This window comes from Variovorax sp. PDC80, assembly GCF_900115375.1.
In the GTDB taxonomy this organism is placed as follows: Bacteria; Pseudomonadota; Gammaproteobacteria; order Burkholderiales; family Burkholderiaceae_C; genus Variovorax.
Window position 1 is genome coordinate 862,656 of record NZ_FOWG01000001.1, and the last position, 24,906, is coordinate 887,561.

Below are 24,906 nucleotides of genomic sequence, written 5' to 3' on the forward strand. Positions count from 1 at the left end.
GTGGCGTGCTGCGATGCGAGGCGGTGCGTTGTCTCCGGTGCTCAATGCGCCTCGGCTGCCGCCGGTGCCTGGCCGCCCTTGCGGATCCGGCGCGCTTCCTTGCGGCGCAGGTACCAGTAGTGGGCGCGGTCCAGGTAGAGGTAGACCACCGGCGTGGTGAACAGCGTGAGCGCCTGCGAGAGTACCAGCCCGCCGACCATCGCGTAGCCCAGCGGCCGGCGCAGCTCGGAGCCCGAGCCGTGGCCCAGCATCAGCGGCAGGCCCGAGAGCAGCGCGCACATGGTGGTCATCATGATCGGGCGGAAGCGCAGCAGGCAGGCCTGGTAGATCGCCTCGTGCGGCTTCATGCCCTGCTCGCGCTCGGCCTTGAGCGCGAAGTCGATCATCATGATCCCGTTCTTCTTGACGATGCCGATCAGCAGGATGATGCCGATCAGCGCGATCACGCTGAGGTCGTAGCCGCCCGCCATCAGGATCAGCAGCGCCCCCACGCCGGCCGAGGGCAGGGTCGAGAGGATCGTCAGCGGATGGATGTAGCTCTCGTAGAGCAGGCCCAGCACGATGTAGACCGCCACCAGCGCCGCCGCGATCAGGTAGGGCTGCGAGGCCAGCGAATCCTGGAAGGCCTGGGCCGTGCCCTGGAAGGCACCGGTCAGCGACTGCGGCATGCCCATCTCGGACTGCGCGGCCTTGATCGCGTCGACCGCCTGGCCCAGCGAGGCGCCGGGCGCGAGGTTGAACGAGATCGTCACGGCCGGGAACTGGCCCTGGTGGCTGATCGAGAGGTAGGCGGTCTTGCTGGTGTCGACCTTCACGAAGGTCGACAGCGGCACCTGCTGGCCGGTGATCGGCGAGCTCAGGTAGAGCTTGCTGAACAGCGCCGGGTCCTGCTGCAGCGCGGGCGTCACCTCGAGCACCACGTGGTAGCTGTTGAGCTGCGTGAAGTACTGCGCCACCTGGCGCTGGCCGATGGCGTCGTACAGCGTGGCGTCGATCGCGGCCGGCGAGATGCCGAAGCTCGAGGCGCGGTCGCGGTCGATGGTCAGCACGGCCGAGGCGGCGGCGTTCTGCTGGTCGGTCGCCAGGTCGGTCACCTCGGGCACCTGGCGCAGCTTGGCCAGCAGGCGCGGCGCCCAGGTGTTGAGCTCGTCGAGGTTCGAGTCGGTCAGCGTGTACTGGTACTGGGTGCGCGAGGAGCGCCCGCCCACGCGGATGTCCTGCCCGGCCTGCAGGAACAGGTTCACGCCCTGCACCTTCGCGAGCTGCGGGCGCAGCCGCGCGATGATCTCGTCCGCATTGGCGGTGCGGCCCTCGTCCTTGGGCTTGAGGCTGATGAAGAAGTTGCCGGTGTTGTAGGTCGAGGAGCTGCCGTTCATGCCGAAGCCGGTCACGTCGGGGTCCTTGCGCACCACGTCGGCCAGCTCGAGCATGCGCGCATTCATCGAGGCGAAGGAGGCGTCCTGCGCCGACTCGGCGAAGCCCGAGATGAAGCCCGTGTCCTGCTGCGGGAAGAAGCCCTTCGGGATCACCACGAACAGCGCGCCCGTGGCCACCACGGTGGCGATGAACACCATCAAGGTGATGAACTGGTGGTCGAGCACCACGTGCAGCCCGCGCTTGTAGCCATTGAGCATGGCGTCGAAGCCGCGCTCGAACAGCAGGTAGAGCCGCCCATGGCGCCGCGCATGCTCGTTCTTGAGGAAGCGCGAGCACAGCATCGGCGTGAGCGTGAGCGAGATCACCACGCTCACCACGATGGTCAGCGTGACGGTGACGGCGAACTCGCGGAACAGCCGCCCGACGATGCCGCCCATCAGCAGCAGCGGGATGAACACCGCGATCAGCGAGACCGAGATCGACACGATGGTGAAGCCGATCTCGCCCGCGCCCTTGTAGGCGGCCTCCAGCGGCGCCATGCCCTCCTCGACGTAGCGGTAGATGTTCTCGAGCATCACGATCGCGTCGTCGACCACGAAGCCGACCGCGATGGTCAGCGCCATCAGCGAGAGGTTGTCGAGGCTGTAGCCCAGCAGGTACATCACGGCCACCGTGCCCAGCAGCGCCAGCGGCACCGTCACGCTGGGGATCAGCGTGGCCGGCACGTTGCGCAGGAACACGAAGATCACGGCCACCACCAGCGCGATGGTCAGCAGCAGCGTGAACTCCACGTCCTTGACCGAGGCGCGGATGGTCTGGGTGCGGTCGATGATGGCGTTGACGTCCACCGTCGGCGGGATCGAGGCCTTGAGCCGCGGCAGCGCGGCGTTGATGCGGTCCACGGTCTCGATCACGTTGGCGCCCGGCTGCTTGGTGATCGCCAGCACGATCGAGCGGCCGTTCTGCACCGTGCTGCCCTCGGGCGCGGCGGCGCCGGCATAGGCCCAGCCCGCGATCTTCGCGTTCTCGGGGCCGTCGACCGCCACGCCGAGGTCGCGCACGCGGATCGGCGCGCCGTTGCGGTAGGCCAGCACCACGTCGTTCCAGGGCTGGGCCTTGAGCAGCTGGTCGTTGGTGTAGACCGTGAAGCTCTGGTTCGGCCCGTCGATCGTGCCCTTGGGCGCGTTGACGGTGGCCGAGGACAGCACGGTGCGCACGTCCTCCAGGCTCAGGCCCAGCGCCGCGAGCTTGGCCGGGTCGACCTGGATGCGCACGGCCGGCTTCTGCGCGCCGCCGATGTTGACCAGGCCCACGCCCGAGATCTGCGAGATCTGCTGCGCGAGGATGTTGTCGGCGTAATCGTTGACCTCGGTCAGCGGCAGCGTCTTCGACTGCACCGACAGGATCAGGATCGGCGAGTCGGCCGGGTTCACCTTGCGGAAGGTCGGCGGGCTCGGCAGGTTGGCCGGCAGCTGGCCGGTGGAGGCGTTGATGGCGGCCTGCACGTCGAGCGCGGCGGCATCGATGTTGCGGTCGAGGTCGAACTGCAGCGTGATCTGGGTGCTGCCCAGGCCGCTGGTCGAGGTCATCTGCGACAGGCCCGCGATCAGCGAGAACTGGCGCTCCAGCGGCTGCGCCACGTTCGAGGCCATGGTCTCGGGACTGGCACCCGGCAGGTTGGCCGAGACCTGGATGGTCGGGAAGTCGACCTGCGGCAGCGGCGCCACCGGCAGCAGCGGGAACACCGCGGCGCCGACCAGCAGGATGGCCAGCGCGAGCAGCGTGGTGCCGATCGGGCGCTTGATGAAGGCGGCGGAAATGCTCAATTGCGCACCCCGCTCGCGTTGCCGGCGCCGGCCGCGGCGGCCGGGGGCGCGGCCTTGGCCGCGGTCTTGTTCTCGGCCACCGTGGCGCCGGGCCGCAGCTTGTACTGGCCGTCGACCACCACGCGCTGGCCGGCGGCCACGCCCTGGTCGAGCACGGCCGTGCCGTCGGCGATCTGCACCACGTGCACCGGCACCGAGTTGGCCTTGTTCTCGGCATCGACGGCCCAGACGTAGGTGCCGTCCTGGCTGCGCTGCACCGCCGCGGCCGGCACGGTCAGCGCGCCCGCGCGGCGGTCGAGCTGCAGCCGCACGTTGACGTACTGGCCGGGCCACAGCGTGTGCTGCGGGTTGGCGAAGCTGCCCTTGAGCTGCACCGTGCCGCTGGTGGTGTCGATCTGGTTGTTGAGCAGGATCAGCTTGCCGGTGCCCAGCAGCTGCGTGCCGGCGCGGTCATAGGCCACCACCGAGAGCGGCGCCGCGCCCTTGGGCTGCAGCCGGTTGATGTCCTGCACCGCGTCCTCGGGCAGCGTGAACTGCACCGCGATCGGGTCGATCTGGTTGATGACCACCAGCCCGCCGGTGTCGGCCGCATGCACGATGTTGCCCGGGTCGACCAGCCGCGCGCCCACGCGGCCGTCGATCGGCGCGTCGATGCGCGTGAAGCTCAGCTGCACCTGCGCGAACTGCACCTGCGCGGCATCGGTCTTGACGGTGGCCTCGAGCTGGCTGACCAGCGCCTTCTGGGTGTCGAGCTGCTGCTTGGTGGCCGCGTCCTGCGCGATCAGCGTGGTGTAGCGCGCGAGGTCGGCGCGCGCGTTCTCGAGCTGCGCCTGGTCGCGCGCCTGGGTGGCGCTGGCCTGCGCGAGCTGGGCCTGCAAGGTGCGCGGATCGAGCTGCGCGAGCATCTGGCCGGCCTTCACGTCCTGGCCCTCGACGAAGCCGATCCTGTCGAGCTGGCCGTCGATGCGCGCCTTGACGGTGACGGTGGCCATCGAGGCCACGGTGCCGATGCCGCCGCGGTAGACCTGCACGTCCTGCGTCTGCACCGGCGCGGTGGTCACCAGCACCGGTGGCGCCTTGGCCTCGGGCGTGGCGGCCGAGGCCTTGTGGCCCAGGGTCCAGGCGCCGCCGCCGAGCACGGCGACGAAGGCGGCGACGGCGAACCAGGCGACGCTGCGTCGCGCGGGGGGGCCGGCGTCGTCGCTGGCGGGGCCGGTGTGGGAAGGAGCGGGATTCGTCATGGCATCAGGTTCCGGAAGTCGTTGCAGCGGCGGCGGTGGTGGCGGCCTCGGTGGCATCGGCATGCCAGCCGCCGCCGGTGGCCGCGATCAGCGCCACGCTGGCGGCGAGCTGGCGCGCCAGCAGTTGCGCGGCCGTGCGCTGGTTGGTCAGCGAGAGCTGCTGCGCGGTCACCACGCTCAGGTAGGTGGCGGTGCCGGCGCGGTACTGGGCCAGCGCGAGGCGCTCGGCCGTCTGCGAGGCCTGCACGGCCTGCGCCTGCAGCTGCGATTCGTGGTCGAGCACGCGCAGGGTGGCGAGGTTGTCCTCGACCTGCTGGAAGCCGCCGAGCACGGTCTGCTTGTAGAGCGCGACCGAGGCGTCGTAGGCGGCCACGGCCTGCTCGCTGTGGGCCTTGCGCAGGCCGCCGTCGAACACGGTCTGCGCGAGCACCGCGCCCAGCGACCAGACGCGGCTCGGCGTATCGAACAGCGAAGCGAGCTTGCCGGCGCTGAAGCCGCCGCTCGCGCTCAGCACGATCTGCGGGAAGTACGCGGCCTTGGCCACGCCGATCTGCGCATTGGCGGCCTGCACGCGGCGCTCGGCCGCGGCGATGTCGGGGCGGCGCTCGAGCAGTTCCGAAGGCAGGCCCGCGGGCGCGAGCGGCAGCTGGACGCCGAGCGTGCCCGCATTGGCGAGCGCGGGGTTCTCGCTGGCCGGCAGCGCGGCCAGCGTGAAGCGCGCCGGCGCCTGGCCGGTCAGCACCGCGATCGCATGCTCGAGCTGGGCCCGCTGCGCCTCGAGGTCCACGCCCTGCGCCTGCGCGGTGCGCAGCTGGCTCTCGGCCAGCGCCACGTCGGAACGCAGCACCGTGCCGGCCGCGTACTGGTGCTGCGTGAGCTCGAGCGCGCGCGCATAGGCGGCGGTGGTGGTGGCGTAGAGCGCGCGCTGCAGGTCGATGGCGCGCAGCTGCAGGTAGTCCTGCGCCAGCGTGGTCTGGATGCTCAGGCGCGCGCCCGCGAGGTCGTCGGCGCTGGCCTGCGTGCTGGCGTCGCCGGCCTCGACCGAGCGGCGCACCGCACCCCAGACATCGGGCTCCCAGCTCGCGGCGAGGCCCAGGGTGTCGGTGGTGCGGCGCTCGATGCTGCCGGTGCTGTTGGTCTGCGCGCGGTTGGCGCCGGCGTTGAGGCCGAGGGTGGGATAGAAGCCGGCGCGCGCGGCCGAGGCCAGTGCGCGCGCCTCGCGGTACTGGGCCTCGGCCTGGCGGATGTTCTGGTTGGCGGCATTGGCCTGCACCACCAGCGCGTTCAGCGTGGCGTCGCCGTAGGCCTCCCACCAGGGATGCGAGGGATCGATGGCCTGCGGCGTGGCGGTCTTCCACGCACCGTCTTCCTTGTAGGCCGCGGGCAGCTCCATCGAGGGCCGCACGTAGTCGGGGCCGACCGCGCAACCCGCGATCAGCAGCGCGGCCAGCGCGGCCGCGGCGGGCGCGCGCAGGGCGCGGCGCGGAAGGTCGGGGAAGGAGGATGCAGCGGAGCGAGCCATGGTGCGGCCACTCTAGGCCGCGCCTTCCAACCGCTCGCTGTCGACTTCCTGACAAAGCTGTCAGTTGGCGCGCGCTAAGAAATCTTTACCGCCGCCGCGTCGGCTCGCGCACCGGCCGCGGCATTGAAGAGGCCGAAGCCTTCAACGACTCGTTCTTCAGGAGCAACCCATGAAACTCTCATTGATCGCCGCGGCCCTCGTCGCGGCGGCCAGTCTCAGTGCCTGCGTGGTGGCACCGGTGGGGCCGGTGCACGGCGCGGCCGTGTATGCCGCGCCGATCGAACCGCCAGTGGGCGTGGCGATCATCGGCCCGACCTATGTCTCGCCCGGCCCCGGCTGGGGCTGGCGCTACCACCCGCACTACGGCTGGGGCTGGTACAACCCGCACGCGGGCTGGCACCGCGGCTGGCGCTGAGGCGCAAGGCGCCTCCGGCCGCGTTCAGCGCGGCGCGTCGCCCTTGCGGTACTCGGCCGTCAGCTCGTCGAGCTTCTGCTTGAGCGCGGGGTCGAGCTTGTACTCGGCCGCCGCAAGCGTCGCGTCGAGTTGCTCGGGCCGGCTCGCGCCGAGCAGCGGTGCGGTGATCAGCGGGTTCGCCATCACCCAGGCCACGGCCAGCGTCGCGAGCGGCACGCCCGCCTCGTCGGCCAGCGCATGCAGCTGCGTCACGGTGTTGAAGCTGCGCTCGTTCCAGTAGCGGTCCTGGTACATGTTGCCGGCCGTGCCGAGCGTGAAGCGGGTGTTCGCCTCGGGGCTGGCGCCGGGCTTGTACTTGCCGGTGAGCAGGCCGCCCGCCAGCGGGTTATAGGGGATCACGCCCAGGCCTTCCTCGCTCGCGAGCGGCAGCAGCTCGCGCTCGATCTCGCGGAACAGCAGGCTGTAGCGCGGCTGCACCGAGACGAAGCGCGTGAGCCGCAGCAGGTCGGCCTTGCCGAGCGCGCGCGCGAGCCGGTAGGCCAGGAAGTTCGACACGCCCACATAGCGCGCACGGCCCGACTTCACGATGGTGTCGAGCGCCTCGATGCTTTCCTCGAGCGGCGTCTCGCGGTCGTCCATGTGCAGCTGGTAGAGGTCGACGTGGTCGGTCTTCAGCCGCTTGAGCGAGAGGTCGATGGCATCGAGCAGGTGCTTGCGCGAGGCGCCCTGGTCCCAGGGATTGGGGCCGACCTTGTTGACCGCCTTGGTCGCGACCACGAAGCGCCGGCGGCCCGCGGGGCCCTGCTTCTCGAGCCAGTTGCCGATGATCTCCTCGGTGCGGCCCGTGGTCTCGACCGTGCCGCCCAGCGGGTAGACGTCGGCGGTGTCGAGGAAGTTGATGCCGCCCTCTGCGGCCTTGTCGAGGATGCGGTGCGACACGGCCTCGTCGGTCTGCAGGCCGAAGGTCATGGTGCCGAGCGCGAGCCGGGAGACGGTCAGGCCGGTGCGGCCCAGGCGGGTGGTGGGAATGCTCATGGTGGATGGTTCCTGTGAAACGGCCGAACCGCGCAGGCGCGCGTGGCTGCACGACCATCATAGGCAGGCCGCCCCGGGCCTGCACGTCAGGGTGCAATCACCGTGATGCGCGCCGTCATGTAGGGATGCACCGAGCAGGCGTAGTCGTAGACACCGGGCTTGTCGAAGGTCTGCGTGAAGTCCTGGCCCGGCAGCATCAGGTCCATGCCCGCGGGGCCGCCCTTCCTGAACACCACGCCATGGGGCGCGCCGTCGTCGTTCTTCCAGCGCACGGGCTGGCCCACCTTCACGGTGATCTGCGCCGGCTCGAAGGCGAAGTTGCGGATCGCCACGTGCGCCGAACCGCCCGCATGCCCGGCCGGCGCGCCGCGCTGCACCGCCACCTTGCGCGGCGCATTGCCGACCGCCACGGTGTGCGACGGGCCGCCGGCAAGATCGATCACGCTCACGTCGTTCGAGCCCTCGTTGCTGACCCACAGCTTCCCGCCGTCGGCCGAGATGTCGAGCCAGTGCGGCTGCTTGCCCACGGCGATGCTGCGGCCCGGCGTGCGCGTCGCGGGGTCGAACAGCATCACCTCGCCCGGCCCTTGCACCACGACCACGCCGCTCGCCATGCCCGCGAAGTGCTGCGCGATGTGGGGCGACACGCCCGTGGGGATCGGCGCCAGCCACTGGTTGGTGGTCGCATCCAGCACCTGCACCGCGGGCACGCCCGCCAGCGTCAGGTAGAGCGCCTTGCCGTCGGGGCCGAACTCGAGGTCGCGCGGCGGCTTGTCGAGCGCGATCTCCGAGACCGCCTTGCGCGTCGCCAGGTCGACCACCACGAGCGCGAAATGGCCCGGCGCCTGCGAGGCCACGTAGGCCTGCCGGCCATCGGGCCGCACGGCGATGGTGTGCGGCTTGGGCACGGCCACGCTCGCGCCCACGGCATGGGTCGCGGTGTCGACGAAGGCCACGCGGTCGTCGCCGTTGACGGCCACCAGCACCCAGCGGCCATCGGCCGTGGTGGCCAGGCCCTGCGGGCCCTGGCCGACCTCGATGGTGTGCGTCACGCGGTCGGTTGCGGCGTCGATCTCGCTCACCGCCGAGGCGCTGGAGCCGCTGACGAACACGCGCTGGCCGTTCGGGGAGATCACGATGCCGTCGGGCCCCGCGGCCACCGGCACGGTGGCGAGCACGCGCTCGCTGCCGGTGTCGATCACGCTGAGCGTGCTGTCCTTGAAGTTGCCGACATAGGCCTTGGGGCCGGCGGCCAGCGCAGAGAGGGCCAGGGCGCCGGAGGCCGCGAGAACGGCGAGCAGGCGTGCGAATCCTGGAAAGGCGGTCATGGGGAAAGACTCCTGAAAGAAGAGAGGAAGAGAATCGGCACAGGGCATGACGCGCGGTGCCCTTCGTCTATTCCCCGAAATTTTTTCGCGCAAGGCTGGAATAAAACGCGCGCCCGCTGCGTCATGCCCCCAAAGCACGTCCCTTGACCGACCGCACCCGCCAGTTCGAAGCCGCCGCCCTGCCGCATCTCGATGCGGCCTGGAATCTCGCGCGCTGGCTGTTGCGCGACGACCGCCTGGCCGAGGACGCGGTGCAGGAGGCCTACCTGCGGGCCTTCCGTTTCTTCGACGGGCTGCGCGGCGAGAACGCGCGGCCCTGGCTGCTGGGCATCGTGCGCAACGCCTGCTACGACTGGATGCGGCAGAACCGGCAGTTGGCCGACCAGGTGGAGTTCGACGAGCTGCGCGACAGCGAGTCGGCCGGCGCGTCGGCACCGGAGGCCGGCGATCCCGCGCGGCTGTGGGAGCGGCGCGTGCAGGGCGAGCGCGTCAATGCCGCGATCGACGCCCTGCCCGCGGTCTACCGCGAAGCGATCGTGCTGCGCGAACTGGAGGAGCTGCGCTATGAAGACATCGCACGCATCGCCGGCGTGCCGCTGGGCACCGTGATGTCGCGGCTGTCGCGCGCGCGGGCCCTGCTGCGCGAAAGCCTGCGCGACGAACGCCCGGGCCCGGCGCAGGAAAGGACACGGCATGCCAATTCCTGACGACGAGCTGGGAGCGCTGATGCGACAGCACGCCACGCGCCATGCGCCGCCCGCCGGACTGGCCGAGCGCATCGCGCTGTCGGTGCGCGCCGAGGCCGGCGCACCCGCAACGCCGGCGCCGCGCCGTCACGGCTGGTGGCAGGGCCTGCTCGGGTTCGGAACCGGCGCGGCCGCGGCCTGGGGCCTGGCGCTGGTGCTGCTGGCATCGCCGGCGCCCCTCGAGCTGCTCGGCGCGCAGGTCACGGCCAACCACGTGCGCTCGCTGATGGCCTCGCACCTGGCCGACGTGGCCTCCACCGACCAGCACACGGTCAAGCCCTGGTTCGCCGGCAAGCTCGACTTCTCGCCGCCCGTGGTGGACCTCGCCGCCGAGGGCTTCGCGCTGACGGGCGGGCGGCTCGACTACCTCGACGGCCGCACGGTGGCGGCGCTGGTCTATCGCTCGGGTCCGCACGTCATCAATGTCTTCGTCTGGCCCGCGGCCGATACGGCGCCACAGGCCCCGGCCTTCTCGACGCGCCAGGGCTACCAGCTCGCGCACTGGACCCAGGGCGGCATGCAGGCCTGGGCCGTGTCGGACCTCAACGCGGCCGAGCTGCGCCACTTCGCGGCGCTGCTGCATGCGAGGACGGCGGTACGCCCTTAGCGGCTGAAGACGGGATCGGGCAGCCGATCCTGTCTTCGTTTCGGCACACCGCGCGCGGTCGTGGTCGGCGCGCGGGACTGCGTTTAAGCTCGGCGGCGATCCACGCGTTTCCCGAATGAGCCCCTCCCCCTCCCAAGCCATCACGCATCCCACCGCCGGGTTCCGGACCTTGCTGCGCATCGTCGGCCGCGTCGCGGCCTCGCTGGTGCTGCTGCTGTCGACGGGCTGGGCCTGCCTCGCGCTCTGGTACCAGTTGCCCGTGGGCGAGACGGGCAAGGTCCTCGCCGCCGTGCTGTGGAGCGGCTTCGGCCTCGCGGCCCTGGTGCTGCTGTGGCGCGGCCGGGCCGCGCGCGCCCTGCTGTCCTACGCGGTCGGCTTCGCGCTGCTGCTGGGCTGGTGGAACACCATCGTGCCGCTGCAGCAGCGCGACTGGGCCGACGACGTCGCGCGCCAGCTGGTGGCGCGCGTCGACGGCAACATGGTCACGCTCGAGAACGTGCGCAACTTCGACTGGCGCAGCGACACCGACTACACGCCGCGCTGGGAAACGCGCCGCTACGACCTCGAGCGCCTGCGCTCGGTCGATGTCTCGGTCTCGTACTGGATGGGCCCGGCGATCGCGCACACGCTGGTGTCCTTCGGCTTCGACGACGGCCGCTTCCTCACCTTCTCGATCGAGATCCGCAAGGAGCGCGGCGAGAGCTTCTCGTCGATCGGCGGCTTCTTCCGGCGCTTCGAGCTGAGCCTGGTCGCGGCCGAGGAGCGCGACGTGCTGCGCGTGCGCACCAACGTGCGCGGCGAAGACGTCCACATGTACCGCGTGCGGCTGCCACAGGCCGAGATGCGCTCGCTGTTCCTGGCCTACCTCGACCAGAGTGCCGCGCTGCTGCGCGCGCCGAGCTTCTACAACACGCTGACGGCCAACTGCACCACCATCGTCTACGACCTCGCCAGGCGCATCGTGCCGGGCCTGCCGATGGACTGGCGGCTGCTGGCCTCGGGCTACCTGCCCGACTATCTGTACGACGTGGGCGGGCTGACGCCGGGCTACAGCCTCGAGGCGCTGCGCACGGCCGGGCGCATCACGCAGCGCGCGATCGCGAGCGATGCCGTGCCGGGCGTCGATTTCTCGCGCGCGATCCGGCAGGGGCTACCGGGCGCCGAGGCCCCGTGACGATGCGCGCGCGTCTTCCCGGCCTGGCGGCCCTGCTGTGCGCCGCCGCGCTGCTCGCGGGCTGCGCGGGCGTGAAGGTGGGCTCGATCTCGCCCGCCGAATACCTCGCGCAGCGCCGCGGCGACGTGCTCACCACGGGCCGGCTCAGCACCTCGGCCGAGGAGGTGCTGCGCGTGATCGGCTCCGACGCCGAGCTGTGCGGCAAGGACGGCCCGGCCTGCCGCAATGCGTTGGCCGACTCGCCGGGGCTGAGCGACGAGCAGCGGCTGTCGGCGCTGTCGGAGGTGTGGCTGCAGGTGGCGATCGCGGCCGAGAAGAGCGGCAGCGCGACGCCGCCGGGCTCGCGCGCCGACACCGCCGCCATCGAGGCCTGGCTCGAGAGCGCGCGCCATGCCTATGCCTACCTGTTCTTCACCGCGCGCAAGCCGCGCGACCGCGCCTTCGAGGACCGGCAGACGCAGGTGCGCGACTACTACAACTACGCGGTGCAGCAGGCCATCACGGGCCTGTACCGCGGCGTGCGGCGCAACGCTGCGGCACAGCCGCAGGTACCGCGCGTGGGCGACTGGCGCATCGAGGCCGACGTGTCGGGCCTGCGCCTGCCCGCCGACGCGCCGCTGCCCGACGAGCTGATCCCCGCCGCCTCGCTGACCTTCTCGGGCCTGCGCAACACCTACCGGCGCGACGGCTTCGGCGCCGAACTGGTGGCGGCCGACAGCCAGCGCACCGACGAGAAGGCGCCCGCGTTCGATACCGCCGACCCGCGCCCGCCCTACCGCGAGATGCCCTTCCCCGCCGTCACCGCGCTGCTGCTGTTCGACGGCGGCAGCCTCGCCGAGGTGCTGGCCACGCGCAGGCTGCGCATCGCGGCCTACGACCCCTACCGCACCGCCAACGTGCAGCTGGCCGGGCAGGAGGTGCCGCTGGCCGCCAACTTCACCTCGGGCTACGGCCTCTGGCTCGCCCGCTCCGACTTCGCGCTGCAGGCGCTGCGCAGCCTGTTCGGCGGCCGCGACGGCCTCACGCAGCCGCGCATCTACCTGATGCAGCCCTACGATCCCGAGCGCCGCACGGTCATCATGCTGCACGGCCTCGCGAGCAGTCCCGAGGCCTGGATCAACGTGGCCAACGAGGTGCTCGGCGACGAGACCCTGCGCCGCCGCTACCAGATCTGGCAGGTCTACTACCCGACCAATGCGCCGCTGCCGCTCAACAACTTCGCGATCCGCGAGGCCGTGACGCAGACGCTGCAGCACTTCGACCCCACGGGCCAGGCCCCGGCCTCGAAGAACATCACGCTGATCGGCCACAGCATGGGCGGCGTGCTGTCGCGGCTGATGGTGTCGTCGTCGGAGGACAAGCTCTGGGACGCGCTGCTGGCCAGCTACCCGATGCAGGGCGCGCAGCAGCGGCGCATCGAGGAGAAGCTCGCGCCCTACCTGCGCTTCGAGCCGCTGCCGCAGGTCAGTGATGCGATCTTCATCGCCTCGCCGCACCGCGGCACCGACTTCGCCAACAACCGCGTCTCGCGCTGGGTCGCCAACCTGATCACGCTGCCGGTGGCGATGCTGGGGCAGTTGAGCGACATCTCGCGCGAGCTGATCCGCATCGCGCCGGGCCGGCAGGACGCGGGGCCGCTGCGCATTCCCAACAGCATCGACAACCTCAGCGACCGCGATCCCTTCGTGCGGCTCTCCTCGGGCCTGCCGATGAATCCGCGCGTGCGCTTCCACTCGATCATCGGCAACGACACGCCGGGCCTGGCGCAGGCCCTGTCGAGCGACGGCATCGTGCCCTATGCCAGCGCGCACCTCGACGGCGCGGCCTCGGAGCTGGTGATCCCGTCGGCGCACAGCGTGCAGGAGAACCCGCTCGCGATCCTCGAGATCCGGCGCATCCTGCGCGAGCAGCTGAAGCCCCGGTAGGCGGAAACCTTCAGCTCGCCGAGCCTTCGCAGGCCGCCACGCGCGGCCGCCGCGCATCGGCGCGCGCGCTCGCCACGGCCCAGCAGAAGACGCCCATGCCCGCGAGCGCGAGCAGCGCGCCGACCCAGCCGGTCGAGGTCCAGCCCAGGCCCGCGGCGATCGCCACGCCGCCGAGCCAGGCGCCGAGCGCATTGGCCATGTTGAAGGCCGAGTGGTTGAGCGCGGCCGCCAGCGTCTGCGCGTCGCCGGCCACGTCCATCAGCCGGATCTGCAGCGCCGGGCCGATGGCCACGGTGGTGCCGATCAGGAACACGTTGAAGCCCGCGGTGTAGATGTTGTGCGCCGAGAAGACGAACAGCGCCAGCACCAGCGCCGCATAGGCCATCAGGCCGCCGATGGTGCGCATCAGGGACCTGTCGGCCAGCCGCGCGCCCACCAGGTTGCCGACCACCATGCCGAGCCCGAACAGCGCGAGCACCAGCGGCACGCCGCCCAGCGGCATGCCGGCCACCTCGATCAGCGTGGGCTTGATGTAGCTGAACACCGAGAACATGCCGCCGAAGCCGATGGCGCCGATGCCCAGCGTGAACCAGACCTGCTTGCGCTTGAGCGCGCCGAGTTCGCGCCAGGGGCTGGCGCCCGCGGGCGCGGCGAGGTCGGGGATGTCGCGGCGCAGCAGCACCACGGCGATGAGCGCGATCACGCCCACGAACACGAAGGCCGCGCGCCAGCCGAACAGCTGGCCGAGCCAGGCCGCGATCGGCACGCCGACCAGCGTGGCGCCCGTGAGCCCCAGCATCACCAGCCCCACGGCGCGCGCGCGGCGCCCGGGAGGCGCAAGCGTGGCGGCCACCAGCGCGGCCACGCCGAAGTAGGTGCCGTGCGGCAGCCCGGTCGCGAAGCGCAGCAGGTTCAGCGAGGTGTAGCCGGGTGCCATCGCGCTCGCGAAATTGCCGGCCGCGAACACGGCCATCAGCGCGATCAGCAACGCGCGGCGGCGCCAGCCGGCCGCGAGCACCGCGAGCACGGGCGCGCCGATGACCACGCCCAGCGCATAGGCGCTGATGACGTGGCCGGCCTGCGGGATGCTGACGGCGATGTCGTTCGCGACCTCGGGCAGCAGGCCCATGATCACGAACTCGCCGGTGCCGATGGCGAAGCCGCCGACGCCGAGCGCGAGCACGGCGCGCAGGAACTGGGCCGACGAGACGGGCGGAATGGCGGGGGTGTCCGCGCCTTCGAGGGCGGATGGTGGGGCGTTCAAGGCCGGAGCTCCTGGGGGGATGCCCGGCGAGCGCGGGCAAAGCCCGATTTTAGGGTAAACCCTTAACGTGCGCTGATGAGGTCTTGCGCCCCGCCCGATACCTTTTTGCCCCTGCTGCTCAACGGCGCAGGAAGCGCGGCGCGCGGCGTTCGGCCATCGCCTGCACGCCCTCCTTGAAGTCCTCGCTCGCGAACTGCACGCACTGCAGCTCGCGCTCGTGCCGGTTCGCCGCGGCCACCGCCTCGGCCAGGCCGCGCCGCAGGGTCGCGCGCGTCGATTCCACCGCGAGCGGAGCCGACAGCGCGATCTCGGCCGCGAGCGCCAGCGCGCTGGTGCGCACTTCATCGGCCGGCACCAGCTGGTCGACCAGCCCGATGCGCAGCGCCTCCTCGCCGCCGATGCGGCGCCCCGTGTAGAACAGCAGCGCGGCCTGCTGCGCGCCGACCAGGCGCGGCAGCGTGAGGCTCAGGCCGAAGCCCGGATGGAAACCGAGGCGGTTGAAGTTGGCGCTGAAGCGCGCCTCGGCGCAGCCCACGCGGAAGTCGGCCGCCAGCGCGAGGCCGAGCCCGGCGCCGATGGCCGCGCCATGCACCGCGGCCACCAGCGGCTTGGCGTTGCCGAACAGGCGCATGGCCTGCTCGTAGAGCGGCGCGGGGTCGCGCGCATCGTCCTTGCCGCTGAAGTCGGCGCCCGCGCTGAAGGCCCGGCCCTCGGCGGCCAGCACGACGGCGCGGCAATCGGGATCGGCATCGAGCTGCGCGAGCCGGTCGGCCAGTTCGCGCAGCAGCGCCACGTCGAGGTAGTTGAACGGCGCGCGCCGCAGCTCGAGCAGCGCCACGTGCCCATGGCCCGATTCCAGCGAAGCGACCGCGCTCATTGCACCTCCAGCTTCGCGATGTCGACGTAGCCCTTCCACTTCTCGCGCTCCTGGCGCTCGAAGCTCGCGAGCTCGGCCAGGCTGACCTTGGCGGGCGCGAAGGCGAAGCCCTCGAGCCGCGCGCGGATCGGGTCGGTGGTCACGGCCTCGTTGATCCACTGGTTGAGCTGCTGCTGCAGCGCCGCCGGCGTGGCGGCCGGCACCGCGATGCCGAGGAAGCCGCCGCGGATGCTGAAGCCCGGGTAGCTCTCGGCGATCAGCGGCAGCTCGGGATAGCGCTTGAGCCGCGCGTCGCTGTGCACCGCGAGCGCGCGCAACTGGCCCGAGGCCACGAAGGCATCGCCGGCCACGGTGTCGGTGAACACCACCTGGATCTGGCCCGCGATCAGCTCCGACATCGCCTGGCTCACCTGCTTGTACGGAATCGCGGCGAGCTCGATGCCGGCCTCGTGCGCGAACAGCGCCGCCGTGACCTTGGAGGTGGCGTTGAAGTGGCCGTAGTTGATCGTGCCCGGCGCCTTCTTCGCGGTGGCGACGAAGTCCTGCAGCGTCCTGTAGGGCGCGTCGGGCCGCACCAGCATGTAGGTGGAGCCGGGCCCGAAGGAGCCGACCAGCCGGAAGTCGCGCCCGGGGTCGTAGGGCAGCTTGCGGAACAGGCTGGGGTTGGCCAGGTGCGTGGAAGTGGTGGCCAGCAGCAGCACCGAGCCGTCGGCCGGCGCGTTGCGCACCGCCTCCACGCCGATGATGCCGTTGCCGCCGGGGCGGTTGTCGACCACCACCGCGCGGCCGGTCTTGCGCGTGAGGAACTCGGCCAGCATGCGCGCCGAGATGTCGCCCGAGCCGCCGGGGCCGAAGGGCACGACGATCTGGATCGGCTTGTGGTTGTCCGCCGCCATCGCGGCCGCGAACGGCAAGGCCGCGAGCGCGGCGAGGCACTGTCTTCTCTGCATGTCGTCTCCTGTCGTTGGTGTCGATGGAAGGGCGCGCTCAGCCGGGGGCCTTCGCGCCAAGCGCCTCGTTGTGCTCGCCCACGCCGGGCGCGCGGTGCCGCACCCGCGGCCGCTCGCCGTCGAAGGACAGCGGCAGCCCGACGATGCGCAGGTCCTCGCCGGGAATGGTCTGCAGGATGCCGATGGCCTCGGTCTGCGGCTGCGCGAGCACCTGCGCGAAGTCCTGGATCGGCGCGCAGGGAATGCCCAGGGCCTCGAGCGCCTCGAGCCACTGCTGCGTCGAGCGCGTGCGGAACACCGCCTCGAGCGCGGGGATCAGCAGCGCCTTGTGCTGCACGCGCAGCGCGTTGCTCGCGAAGCGCTCGTCGCGCGTCCATTCCTCGTGGCCGGCCGCGCGCGCGAGCTTGGCGAACAGCCGGTCGTTGGCCGCGGCCACCACGATCTCACCGTCCCCGGTGGGCAGCGCCTGGAACACCACCACGTTGGGATTGCCGCTGCGGTGCCGCTCGGGCTGCTTTCCGGTGGCGTGGAAGCCGGCCATCATCACCTGCAGCCAGCCCAGCGCGGTCTCGAACAGCGAGGTGTCGACCACGCAGCCCTGCCCGGTCGAAGCGCGGCGCAGCAATGCCGCGATGCAGCCCAGCGCGGCCCAGACGCCGGTGCCCAGGTCGAGCACCTGCATGCCCACGCGCGCCGACGGCCCGCTCTCGGCGCCGTTGATGCTGAAGATGCCCGCGAAGGCCTGCACCATCGGCTCGTAGCCCGGCGCGAGGCGCATCGGCCCCTTGTGGCCGAAGGCCCAGAGCGAGCAGTACACCAGCCGCGGGTTGAGCGCGCGCAGCGCCTCGGGACCAAGCCCCAGTTCCTCGAGCGAGCCGGGCCGCATGTTCTGCACGAAGACGTCGGCCTCGGCCGCGCGCTCACGCAGCCATTGCGCCTGCGCCGGATCCTTGAGGTCGAGCGCGATGCTCTTCTTGCCGTGGTTCATGGCCTGGAAGGTGGTCGCGGTACCGCGCCAGAACGGCGGGCCCCAGCCGCGCGCGTCGTCGCCCGTGCCGGGCCGCTCGATCTTCACCACCTCGGCGCCGAGCGAGGACAGGATCTCGCCCGCGTAGGGCCCGGCGATGTTCTGCCCGAGCTCGATGACCTTGATGCCGGCCAGCGGCAGCGCGGTGCTGCTGTTCACGTCGTCCGTCATGGTTCAGCGTCCCGTGAAATGGGGCGCGCGCTTCTCGACGAAATGCCGCACGCCCTCGTGGAAATCCTCGGTGTCGCGGCAGGCCGCGATCTCGCGGTCGGCCACGCGCGTGGCCTGCCCGAGGGTCTGGTAGCGGGCCTCGACCAGCTGCCGCTTGATGATGCGCACCGCGCGCGGCGAACTCAGCGCGGCGATCTCGGTGGCGCGCGCGAGCACCGCATCGAGAAAGCCTTCGGCCGGCAGCAGGTTCGCCAGCCCCATGCGATCGGCCTCCTCGGCCTGCAAGGTACGGCCGGTCAGCAGCAGGTCGGCCGCATGCATTGGGCCGATCAGCCGCGGCAGCAGCCAGGCCGTGCCGTGCTCGGCCACCAGGCCGCGGCGCGCGTAGGGCAGCGTGAGCTTGGCGCCGGCCGCCACGTAGCGCAGGTCGGCATGCAGCGCGATGCACAGGCCCACGCCCGCGGCCGCGCCGTTGATCGCGGCGATCAGTGGCTTGGCGAGCGCGCCGAGGTAGCCGTAGCGCTGCGCCGCGTCGTCATCGGAATCGGCTTGCGGCACGGGCGGCCGGCCCGGGTCGGACAGCACCGCCATGTCCATGCCGGCGCAGAAGGCGCGGCCGGCGCCGCCGAGCACGATGGCGCGTATCGCGTCGTCGGCTTCGGCATGCGCGATGGCCGCGCGCAGCTCGGCCTCGAGCGTGGGTGTCCAGGCATTGAGCCGGTCGGGCCGGTCGAAGGTGATCGAGGCCACGCGGCCGATCGCCGCGTACCTCAGTTGCGTGTAATCCAAGCGTGTCTCCTGGTCGTTGCGCCCCGCGATGGGCGTGCGGCCAGTATTCCGGCGGGCCCCGGCGGCGACAACCTTAGAATTTCGGAGAACGAAATCATGGCCACGCCCCGCCCCTCCACCGCCGGCTCGACGCGCGCCCGCACGCAGGCCACCGGCACCTTCGTGCGCAGCACGCCCGGCAGCCATTCGCTCGAACGCGGCCTCGCGCTGCTGCGCGCCTTCCGGCATGGCGTGGACGTGCTGACCAACGCCGAGCTGGCCGACCGCACGCAGCTGCCGCGGCCCACGGTCAGCCGGCTCACGCGTTCGCTGGTGGATGCGGGTTTTCTCGCCTACGACCTCGAGCAGCGCGGCTACCGCCTCACGGCCGCCTGCCTGAGCCTCGCGCTGTCCTTCCGCAGTTCGGAGGCCACGCTGGCGCGCGCGCTGCCGCTGATGCGCGCGCTGGCCGAGGGCCGGCGCGTCAATGTCGGGCTCGCGGTGGCCGACCAGCTCGAGATGGTCTACCTGGAATCGGTGCGCCTGAGCCGGCTCGGGATCTTCCGGCGCATCCTCCCGGGCTCGCGGCTCCCGATCGCGAGCACCTCGCTGGGCTGCGCCTTCCTCGCCGGCATGCAGGCCGCGGAGCGCAAGGCCTTGCTGGGCCGGCTGCGGCAGGCGCACGGCGCCGAATGGCGCGCGCTGCAGCCGCGGGTCGAGGCCGCGCTCGAAGCGGTGCGCGAGCGCGGCTTCTGCCACGCGAACTGGGCCGCGGGCATGACCGCGGTAGCGCTCCCGTTGCGCTCACCCGCGGGCAGCCTCTATGCGATGAACGTGAGCTTTCCCACCGCGGAGGAAGTGTCGACGGACGCCATCGAGGCGCACGCGCAACTGCTGCTGCGCCTCGCGGCCGACCTGCGCCGCGACTGGGCGCGCTGAAGCGTCAGATCGCCACCAACTGGCGCACGCCCTGCGCCTCCATGTCCTTGCCGAGGCCGCGCGCGATCACCTCGCCGCGCTCCATCACGAGGTAGTCGTCGGCCAGCTCCTGCGCGAAGTCGTAGTACTGCTCGCACAGCACGATCGCCATGTCGCCGCGGTCGGCCAGCATGCGGATCACACGGCCGATGTCCTTGATGATGCTCGGCTGGATGCCCTCGGTGGGTTCGTCGAGGATCAGCAGCTTCGGCTTGGGCGCGAGCGCGCGCGCGATCGCGAGCTGCTGCTGCTGGCCGCCCGAGAGGTCGCCGCCGCGGCGCCCGATCATCTGCTTGAGCACCGGGAACAGCTCGAACAGCTCGGCCGGGATCGGCGTGCCGCCGCGCTTGTAGGCCAGGCCCATGCGCAGGTTCTCCTCGACCGTGAGGCGCGCGAAGATCTCGCGCCCCTGCGGCACGAAGCCGATGCCCGCGCGCGCGCGGTCGTAGGGCGTGGCCTTGTGGATCGGCCGGCCCTCGAGCTCGATGCTGCCGCTCTTGATCGGCACCAGGCCCATCAGCGACTTCAGCAGCGTGGTCTTGCCCACGCCGTTGCGGCCCAGCAGCACCGTGACCTTGCCCAGGGTGGCCTCGAAGCTCACGTCGCGCAGGATGTGGGAGCCGCCGTAGTACTGGTGGATGTTCTTGACTGTCAGCATGGCGTGGTTTCCTCAGCGGCCCAGGTAGACCTCGATCACGCGCTCGTCGGCCTGCACTTCGTCGAGCGAGCCCTGCGCGAGCACCGAGCCGTCGCACAGCACGGTCACGATCTCGGAGATGGTGCGGATGAAGCTCATGTCGTGCTCCACCACCATCAGCGAATGCTTGCCCTTGAGCGTGAGGAACAGCTCGGCCGTGCGCGCCGTCTCCTCGTCGGTCATGCCGGCCACGGGCTCGTCGAGCAGCAGGAGCTTCGGGTCCTGCATCAGCAGCATGCCGATCTCGAGCCACTGCTTCTGGCCATGGCTCAGGTTGCCCGCCATGCGCGATACGCTGGCCGCGAGGTGGATGGTCTCGAGCACCTCGGCCAGCCGGTCGCTTTGCGCCGAGTCGAGCCTGAACAGCATCGAGGCGCGCACGCCCTTGTCGGTCTTGAGCGCGAGCTCGAGGTTCTCGAACACCGTGAGGTGCTCGAACACGGTCGGCTTCTGGAACTTGCGGCCGATGCCCAGCTGCGCGATCTCGGCCTCCTTGTGGCGCAGCAGGTCGATGGTGCTGCCGAAGAACACCGTGCCCTCGTCGGGCCGGGTCTTGCCGGTGATGATGTCCATCATCGTGGTCTTGCCCGCGCCGTTGGGGCCGATGATGCAGCGCAGCTCGCCCGGCGCGATGTCGAGCGACAGCTTGTTGATCGCCTTGAAGCCGTCGAAGCTCACGCTCACGTCTTCCAGGTAGAGGATGCGGCCGTGGGTCACGTCGACCTCGCCGGGCGTCGCGATGCGGCTGAAGCCCGCCGTGCGGCCGCCCGATTCGGTGGCGCCGGTGTCGTGCGGCTGGCCCTTGGCGCGTGCGGCGCGCTCGGCGCCGGCTTCCATCAGGTCGGGCGTCATGCGCGGGCTCCCTTCGGTTCTGCGTGCAGCGGCGCGGCGATCGCCTCGGGCTCCATGCCCTGTTCGGTCGCCAGCGAACGCTGCGCCTCGGAGCGCGCCGGCGATGCCGCAACGGGCGCCGCCTTCTCGCGCGACAGCCACTGGCGCACCAGCCCCACGATGCCGTTCGGCAGGAACAGCGTGACCGCGATGAACAGCGCGCCGAGGAAGTACAGCCAGTACTCGGGATAGGCCACCGTGAGCCAGCTCTTCGCGCCGTTGACGATGAAGGCGCCGATGATCGGCCCGATCAAGCTCGCGCGCCCGCCCACCGCGGCCCAGATCGCGATCTCGATCGAGTTGGCCGCGCTCATCTCGCTCGGGTTGATGATGCCGACCTGCGGCACGTAGAGCGCACCGGCCACGCCGCACATCACGGCCGAGATGACCCAGATGCTGAGCTTGTAGGGCAGCGGGTTGTAGCCCGAGAACATCACGCGCGACTCGGCGTCGCGGATGGCCTGCAGCACGCGGCCGAACTTGCTCGCGATCAGCCACTTGGCGAACAGGAAGAAGGCCAGCAGGGTCACGCCGGTGAGCGCGAAGATGGTCATGCGCATCTCCTGCGTGGCGATCGGGATGCCGAGGATGCGCTTGAAGTCGGTGAAGCCGTTGTTGCCGCCGAAGCCGGTCTCGTTGCGGAAGAACAGCAGCATGGCCGCGAAGGTCAGGGCCTGCGTGATGATCGAGAAGTACACGCCCTTGATGCGCGAGCGGAAGGCGAAGAAGCCGAACACGAAGGCGATCAGGCCCGGCACCGCGACGATCAGGACCAAGGTGGCAATGAAGCTGTCGCTGAAGGTCCAGTGCCAGGGCAGCGTCTTCCAGTCGAGGAACACCATGAAGTCGGGCAGGTCGCTCTTGTAGTTGCCGTCGCGGCCGATCTGGCGCATGAGGTACATGCCCATCATGTAGCCGCCGAGCGCGAAGAACAGGCCGTGGCCCAGCGAGAGGATGCCGGTGTAGCCCCAGATCAGGTCCATGGCCAGCGCGCAGATCGCGTAGCACATGATCTTGCCGACCAGCGCCACCGCGTAGTCGCTCATGTGCAGCGGGCTGTCCACCGGCACCCAGATGTTGAGCACGGGCGCCACCGCGCACACCACGATCAGCGCGACGAAGAAGGCCGTCCAGCCCTTGCCGCTCAGCAGCGGCCCCTTGGTTGGAAGTACGACCTTGCTCATGCCTCTGCGCTCCGGCCCTTCATCGCGAAGATGCCCTGCGGCCGCTTCTGGATGAAGATGATGATGAAAACCAGCACCGCGATCTTCGCGAGCACCGCGCCCGCCCAGCCCTCGATGAACTTGTTGAGGATGCCCAGGCCCAGCGCCGCGTAGACGGTGCCCGCGAGCTGGCCGACGCCGCCCATCACGACCACCATGAAGCTGTCGACGATGTAGCTCTGGCCCAGGTCGGGGCCGACGTTGCCGATCTGGCTCAGCGCGCAGCCCGCGAGGCCGGCGATGCCCGAGCCGAGCGCGAAGGCGTAGGTGTCGATGCGCGCGGTGTTCACGCCCATGCACGAGGCGATCGGGCGGTTCTGCGTGACGCCGCGCACGAACAGGCCCAGCCGCGTGCGGCCGATCAGCCAGCCCATGGCCAGCAGCACCAGCACCGCGAAGACGATGATGCACAGGCGGTTCCACGGCAGCGTGACGTTCGACAGCAGCGACAGGCCGCCGCTCATCCAGGCCGGGTTCTCCACGCCCACGTTCTGCGCGCCGAACAGCGAGCGCACCAGCTGCTGCAGCATCAGGCTGATGCCCCAGGTGGCCAGCAGGGTCTCGAGCGGGCGGCCGTAGAGGAAGCGGATCACGCCGCGCTCGAGCACCGCGCCCACCAGCGCCGAGGCCAGGAACGAGACCGGAATGGCGGCCACCAGGTACCAGCCGAAGGCGGCCTCGGGCAGGTACTTCTGGAAGATGCCCTGCATCACGTAGGTGGCGTAGGCGCCGATCATCATCAGCTCGCCGTGCGCCATGTTGATGACGCCCATCAGGCCGTAGGTGATGGCCAGGCCCAGCGCGGCCAGCAGCAGCACCGAGCCCAGGCTGACGCCGCTGAACACGGCATTGAGGCGGTCGCCCCAGACCAGCGAGCCGTCGATGCTGGCGATCGAGGCCACGATCGCGGCCTTCACGTCGGCCTCGGTCTCGTCGGCCAGGCGCTGGTTGAGCAGCAGCTTGGTGTCGGGGCTGCGGCTCTCGCCGAGTTCGCGCGCGGCCACGAGGCGCTTGGCCTTGTCGGCGCTGCTCAGCATGCTGGCGGCGCGCACCAGTTCGAGTTGCGCCTTGATCTTGGGGTTGGTCTCGGCGGCCAGCGCCTTCTCGACCAGCGGCAGCCGCGATTCGTCGGGCTCCTTGAACAGCGCCTGCGCGGCCTCGGCGCGCACCGCGTCGTCCTTGCTGGTGAGCTTGAGCGCGGCCTGCGCCGCCTCGAGCGCGCCGCGCATCAGGTTGTTGTTGACCACGTCCTCGGCCGTGTCGGGCACCTTGAGCTCGGCACCGGTCACGGGGTCGTAGCCTTTGTCGTCCTTCATCACGAAGACCTTGTCTTCGGTGTACTTGACCGCGTCGTCCGACATCGCCTGGATGAAGGCGGCGGTCTTCTCGTCGGCGCTGGTGACGGCCTTGTTGAGCGCCGCGATGCGGGCTTCGGAATCGCCGGCGGCGATGGCCCGGGCTTCGTCGGCGGTCAGCGCCTGGGCGGCCGTTGCCATGAACAGCATGGCGGCGAATGCGCAGTGGAGGGTTCGTCGAAGCATCTTGAAGCGGAAGTAGGAAAGGCCCTCCCCCGGGCGGGGGAGGGAGGAACGCACTTACATCGACTTGCCGGCCGGGTAGTCGGGCTTCTTGTCGTTGCCTTCGATGTACGGGCTCCACGGCTTGGCCTTGACCGGGCCCGGCGTCTTCCACACCACGTTGAACTGGCCGTCGGCCTTGATCTCGCCGATGAACACGCTCTTGTGCAGATGGTGGTTCTTCTCGTCCATCTTCGAGACGATGCCCGAGGGCGCGGTGAAGGTCTGGCCGGCCATGGCGGCGATCACCTTGTCGGTGTCGGTCGACTTGGCCTTCTCGACCGCCTGCTTCCACATGTGGATGCCGATCCAGGTGGCTTCCATCGGGTCGTTGGTCAGCGGCTTGTCCTTGTGGCCGGCGATGTTCTTGGCCTTGGCGTAGTCGCTCCACTGCTTGATGAAGGCGGTGTTGGTCGGGTTCTTGATCGACATGAAGTAGTTCCATGCGGCCAGGTGGCCGACCAGCGGCTTGGTGTCCACGCCGCGCAGTTCTTCCTCGCCAACCGAGAAGGCCACCACCGGCACGTCCTTGGCCTTCAGGCCCGCGTTGCCGAGTTCCTTGTAGAAGGGCACGTTGGAGTCGCCGTTGATGGTCGACACCACGGCCGTCTTGCCGCCGGCCGAGAACTTCTTGATGTCGGCGACGATGGTCTGGTAGTCGCTGTGGCCGAAGGGGGTGTACTTCTCGTCGATGTCGGTGTCCTTCACGCCCTTGCTCTTGAGGTAGGCGCGCAGGATCTTGTTGGTGGTGCGCGGATAGACGTAGTCGGTGCCCAGCAGCACCCAGCGCTTGGCGGCGCCGCCTTCCTTGCTCATCAGGTAGTCGACGGCCGGAATCGCCTGCTGGTTGGGCGCGGCACCCGTGTAGAACACGTTCTTCGAGAGTTCTTCGCCTTCGTACTGCACCGGGTAGAACAAGAGGCCGTTCATTTCCTCGACCACCGGCAGCACCGACTTGCGCGACACCGAGGTCCAGCAGCCGAAGATCACCGAGACCTTGTCCTGGCCGAGCAGCTGCTTGGTCTTCTCGGCGAACAGCGGCCAGTTCGAGGCCGGGTCGACCACCACGGGCTCGAGCTTCTTGCCGAGCACGCCGCCCTTGGCGTTGATGTCGTCGATCGCCATCAGCACCGTGTCCTTCAACACGGTTTCCGAGATGGCCATCGTGCCCGACAGCGAGTGCAGCACGCCGACCTTGATGGTGTCGGCGGCGAATGCCGGCACAGCGGAGATGCTGGCCAGCGCGACGGCGGCGGTGAGCGCCTTGAGGGTGAAACGACGTTGCAT

21 protein-coding genes are annotated in these 24,906 nt (G+C 70.5%); 6 read left to right on the top strand and 15 right to left on the bottom strand.

The window, feature by feature from the left end:
- Positions 1-41: 41 nt before the first annotated feature.
- From BM109_RS03860 to BM109_RS03870, 3 genes are read right to left on the bottom strand one after another with little or no spacing between them, the layout of a single operon-like run.
- Positions 42-3,203 carry an efflux RND transporter permease subunit gene (locus BM109_RS03860; protein WP_093340692.1) on the bottom strand — a complete coding sequence of 1,054 codons (3,162 nt, stop codon included), beginning with the start codon at positions 3,201-3,203 and terminating at the stop codon, positions 42-44.
- Entirely contained in the window at positions 3,200-4,444 is a 1,245-nt protein-coding gene (locus BM109_RS03865; RefSeq protein WP_093340694.1) for an efflux RND transporter periplasmic adaptor subunit, read from the bottom strand. The genes BM109_RS03860 and BM109_RS03865 overlap by 4 nt, the downstream gene beginning before the upstream one ends.
- A 4-nt stretch (positions 4,445-4,448) precedes the next feature.
- The gene (locus BM109_RS03870) at positions 4,449-5,966 is read right to left on the bottom strand and encodes an efflux transporter outer membrane subunit (protein WP_093340696.1); all 1,518 of its coding nucleotides are present in this window, start codon (positions 5,964-5,966) and stop codon (positions 4,449-4,451) included.
- A gap of 169 nt (positions 5,967-6,135) precedes the next feature.
- On the opposite strand from BM109_RS03870, the gene BM109_RS03875 reads away from it, so the two are divergent.
- Complete coding sequence (locus BM109_RS03875; RefSeq protein WP_093340698.1) at positions 6,136-6,381, top strand: hypothetical protein; 246 nt, start codon at positions 6,136-6,138, stop codon at positions 6,379-6,381.
- A 24-nt stretch (positions 6,382-6,405) separates the two neighbouring features.
- Here BM109_RS03875 and BM109_RS03880 read toward each other — a convergent pair whose 3' ends face one another.
- Positions 6,406-7,416 carry an aldo/keto reductase gene (locus BM109_RS03880; protein ID WP_093340700.1) on the bottom strand — a complete coding sequence of 337 codons (1,011 nt, stop codon included), beginning with the start codon at positions 7,414-7,416 and terminating at the stop codon, positions 6,406-6,408.
- A gap of 86 nt (positions 7,417-7,502) precedes the next feature.
- A complete protein-coding gene (locus BM109_RS03885) occupies positions 7,503-8,744 on the bottom strand; it encodes a YVTN family beta-propeller repeat protein (protein WP_093340702.1) in 1,242 nt (413 codons plus the stop codon).
- 143 nt (positions 8,745-8,887) lie between these two features.
- Between BM109_RS03885 and BM109_RS03890 the strand changes: the two genes are divergently transcribed.
- From BM109_RS03890 to BM109_RS03905, 4 genes are all read left to right on the top strand, one after another.
- Complete coding sequence (locus BM109_RS03890) at positions 8,888-9,451, top strand: sigma-70 family RNA polymerase sigma factor (protein WP_093340704.1); 564 nt, start codon at positions 8,888-8,890, stop codon at positions 9,449-9,451.
- Positions 9,438-10,097, top strand: coding sequence for an anti-sigma factor family protein (locus BM109_RS03895; protein ID WP_093340706.1), 660 nt, complete (start codon positions 9,438-9,440; stop codon positions 10,095-10,097). The genes BM109_RS03890 and BM109_RS03895 overlap by 14 nt, the downstream gene beginning before the upstream one ends.
- A 115-nt stretch (positions 10,098-10,212) precedes the next feature.
- Positions 10,213-11,271, top strand: coding sequence for an Lnb N-terminal periplasmic domain-containing protein (locus tag BM109_RS03900; RefSeq protein ID WP_093340708.1), 1,059 nt, complete (start codon positions 10,213-10,215; stop codon positions 11,269-11,271).
- Positions 11,272-11,273: 2 nt separating this feature from the next.
- The gene (locus tag BM109_RS03905; protein ID WP_093341242.1) at positions 11,274-13,196 is read left to right on the top strand and encodes an esterase/lipase family protein; all 1,923 of its coding nucleotides are present in this window, start codon (positions 11,274-11,276) and stop codon (positions 13,194-13,196) included.
- A gap of 10 nt (positions 13,197-13,206) precedes the next feature.
- Here BM109_RS03905 and BM109_RS03910 read toward each other — a convergent pair whose 3' ends face one another.
- From BM109_RS03910 to BM109_RS03930, 5 genes are all read right to left on the bottom strand, one after another.
- A complete protein-coding gene (locus BM109_RS03910; RefSeq protein WP_093340710.1) occupies positions 13,207-14,460 on the bottom strand; it encodes an MFS transporter in 1,254 nt (417 codons plus the stop codon).
- A 118-nt stretch (positions 14,461-14,578) separates the two neighbouring features.
- Complete coding sequence (locus tag BM109_RS03915; protein ID WP_093340712.1) at positions 14,579-15,337, bottom strand: enoyl-CoA hydratase/isomerase family protein; 759 nt, start codon at positions 15,335-15,337, stop codon at positions 14,579-14,581.
- On the bottom strand, positions 15,334-16,287 hold the full coding sequence (locus BM109_RS03920; RefSeq protein ID WP_093340714.1) for a Bug family tripartite tricarboxylate transporter substrate binding protein: 954 nt from the start codon (positions 16,285-16,287) through the stop codon (positions 15,334-15,336). Before BM109_RS03920 ends, BM109_RS03915 begins: the two co-directional genes overlap by 4 nt.
- Before the next feature lie 37 nt (positions 16,288-16,324).
- Positions 16,325-17,485: a CaiB/BaiF CoA transferase family protein gene (locus tag BM109_RS03925; RefSeq protein ID WP_093340716.1), complete on the bottom strand. Its 1,161-nt coding sequence runs from the start codon at positions 17,483-17,485 to the stop codon at positions 16,325-16,327.
- 3 nt (positions 17,486-17,488) lie between these two features.
- Positions 17,489-18,274 (bottom strand): enoyl-CoA hydratase-related protein, encoded by a 786-nt coding sequence (locus tag BM109_RS03930; protein WP_093340718.1) that lies wholly within the window; start codon positions 18,272-18,274, stop codon positions 17,489-17,491.
- Positions 18,275-18,370: 96 nt separating this feature from the next.
- Between BM109_RS03930 and BM109_RS03935 the strand changes: the two genes are divergently transcribed.
- A complete protein-coding gene (locus BM109_RS03935; protein ID WP_093340720.1) occupies positions 18,371-19,192 on the top strand; it encodes an IclR family transcriptional regulator in 822 nt (273 codons plus the stop codon).
- 4 nt (positions 19,193-19,196) lie between these two features.
- Here the strand turns inward: BM109_RS03935 and urtE are convergent, their stop codons facing one another.
- The 5 genes from urtE to urtA form a co-directional block, all read right to left on the bottom strand.
- Complete coding sequence (gene urtE / locus BM109_RS03940) at positions 19,197-19,889, bottom strand: urea ABC transporter ATP-binding subunit UrtE (protein ID WP_057594408.1); 693 nt, start codon at positions 19,887-19,889, stop codon at positions 19,197-19,199.
- Between the two features lie 12 nt (positions 19,890-19,901).
- A complete protein-coding gene (gene urtD, locus BM109_RS03945; RefSeq protein ID WP_057594409.1) occupies positions 19,902-20,780 on the bottom strand; it encodes an urea ABC transporter ATP-binding protein UrtD in 879 nt (292 codons plus the stop codon).
- Positions 20,777-22,003: an urea ABC transporter permease subunit UrtC gene (gene urtC, locus BM109_RS03950; protein ID WP_093340722.1), complete on the bottom strand. Its 1,227-nt coding sequence runs from the start codon at positions 22,001-22,003 to the stop codon at positions 20,777-20,779. The genes urtD and urtC overlap by 4 nt, the downstream gene beginning before the upstream one ends.
- Positions 22,000-23,547: an urea ABC transporter permease subunit UrtB gene (gene urtB, locus BM109_RS03955; RefSeq protein WP_093340724.1), complete on the bottom strand. Its 1,548-nt coding sequence runs from the start codon at positions 23,545-23,547 to the stop codon at positions 22,000-22,002. Before urtB ends, urtC begins: the two co-directional genes overlap by 4 nt.
- Before the next feature lie 90 nt (positions 23,548-23,637).
- Positions 23,638-24,906, bottom strand: a complete 1,269-nt coding sequence (urtA, locus tag BM109_RS03960) for an urea ABC transporter substrate-binding protein (RefSeq protein WP_057594412.1) — start codon at positions 24,904-24,906, stop codon at positions 23,638-23,640.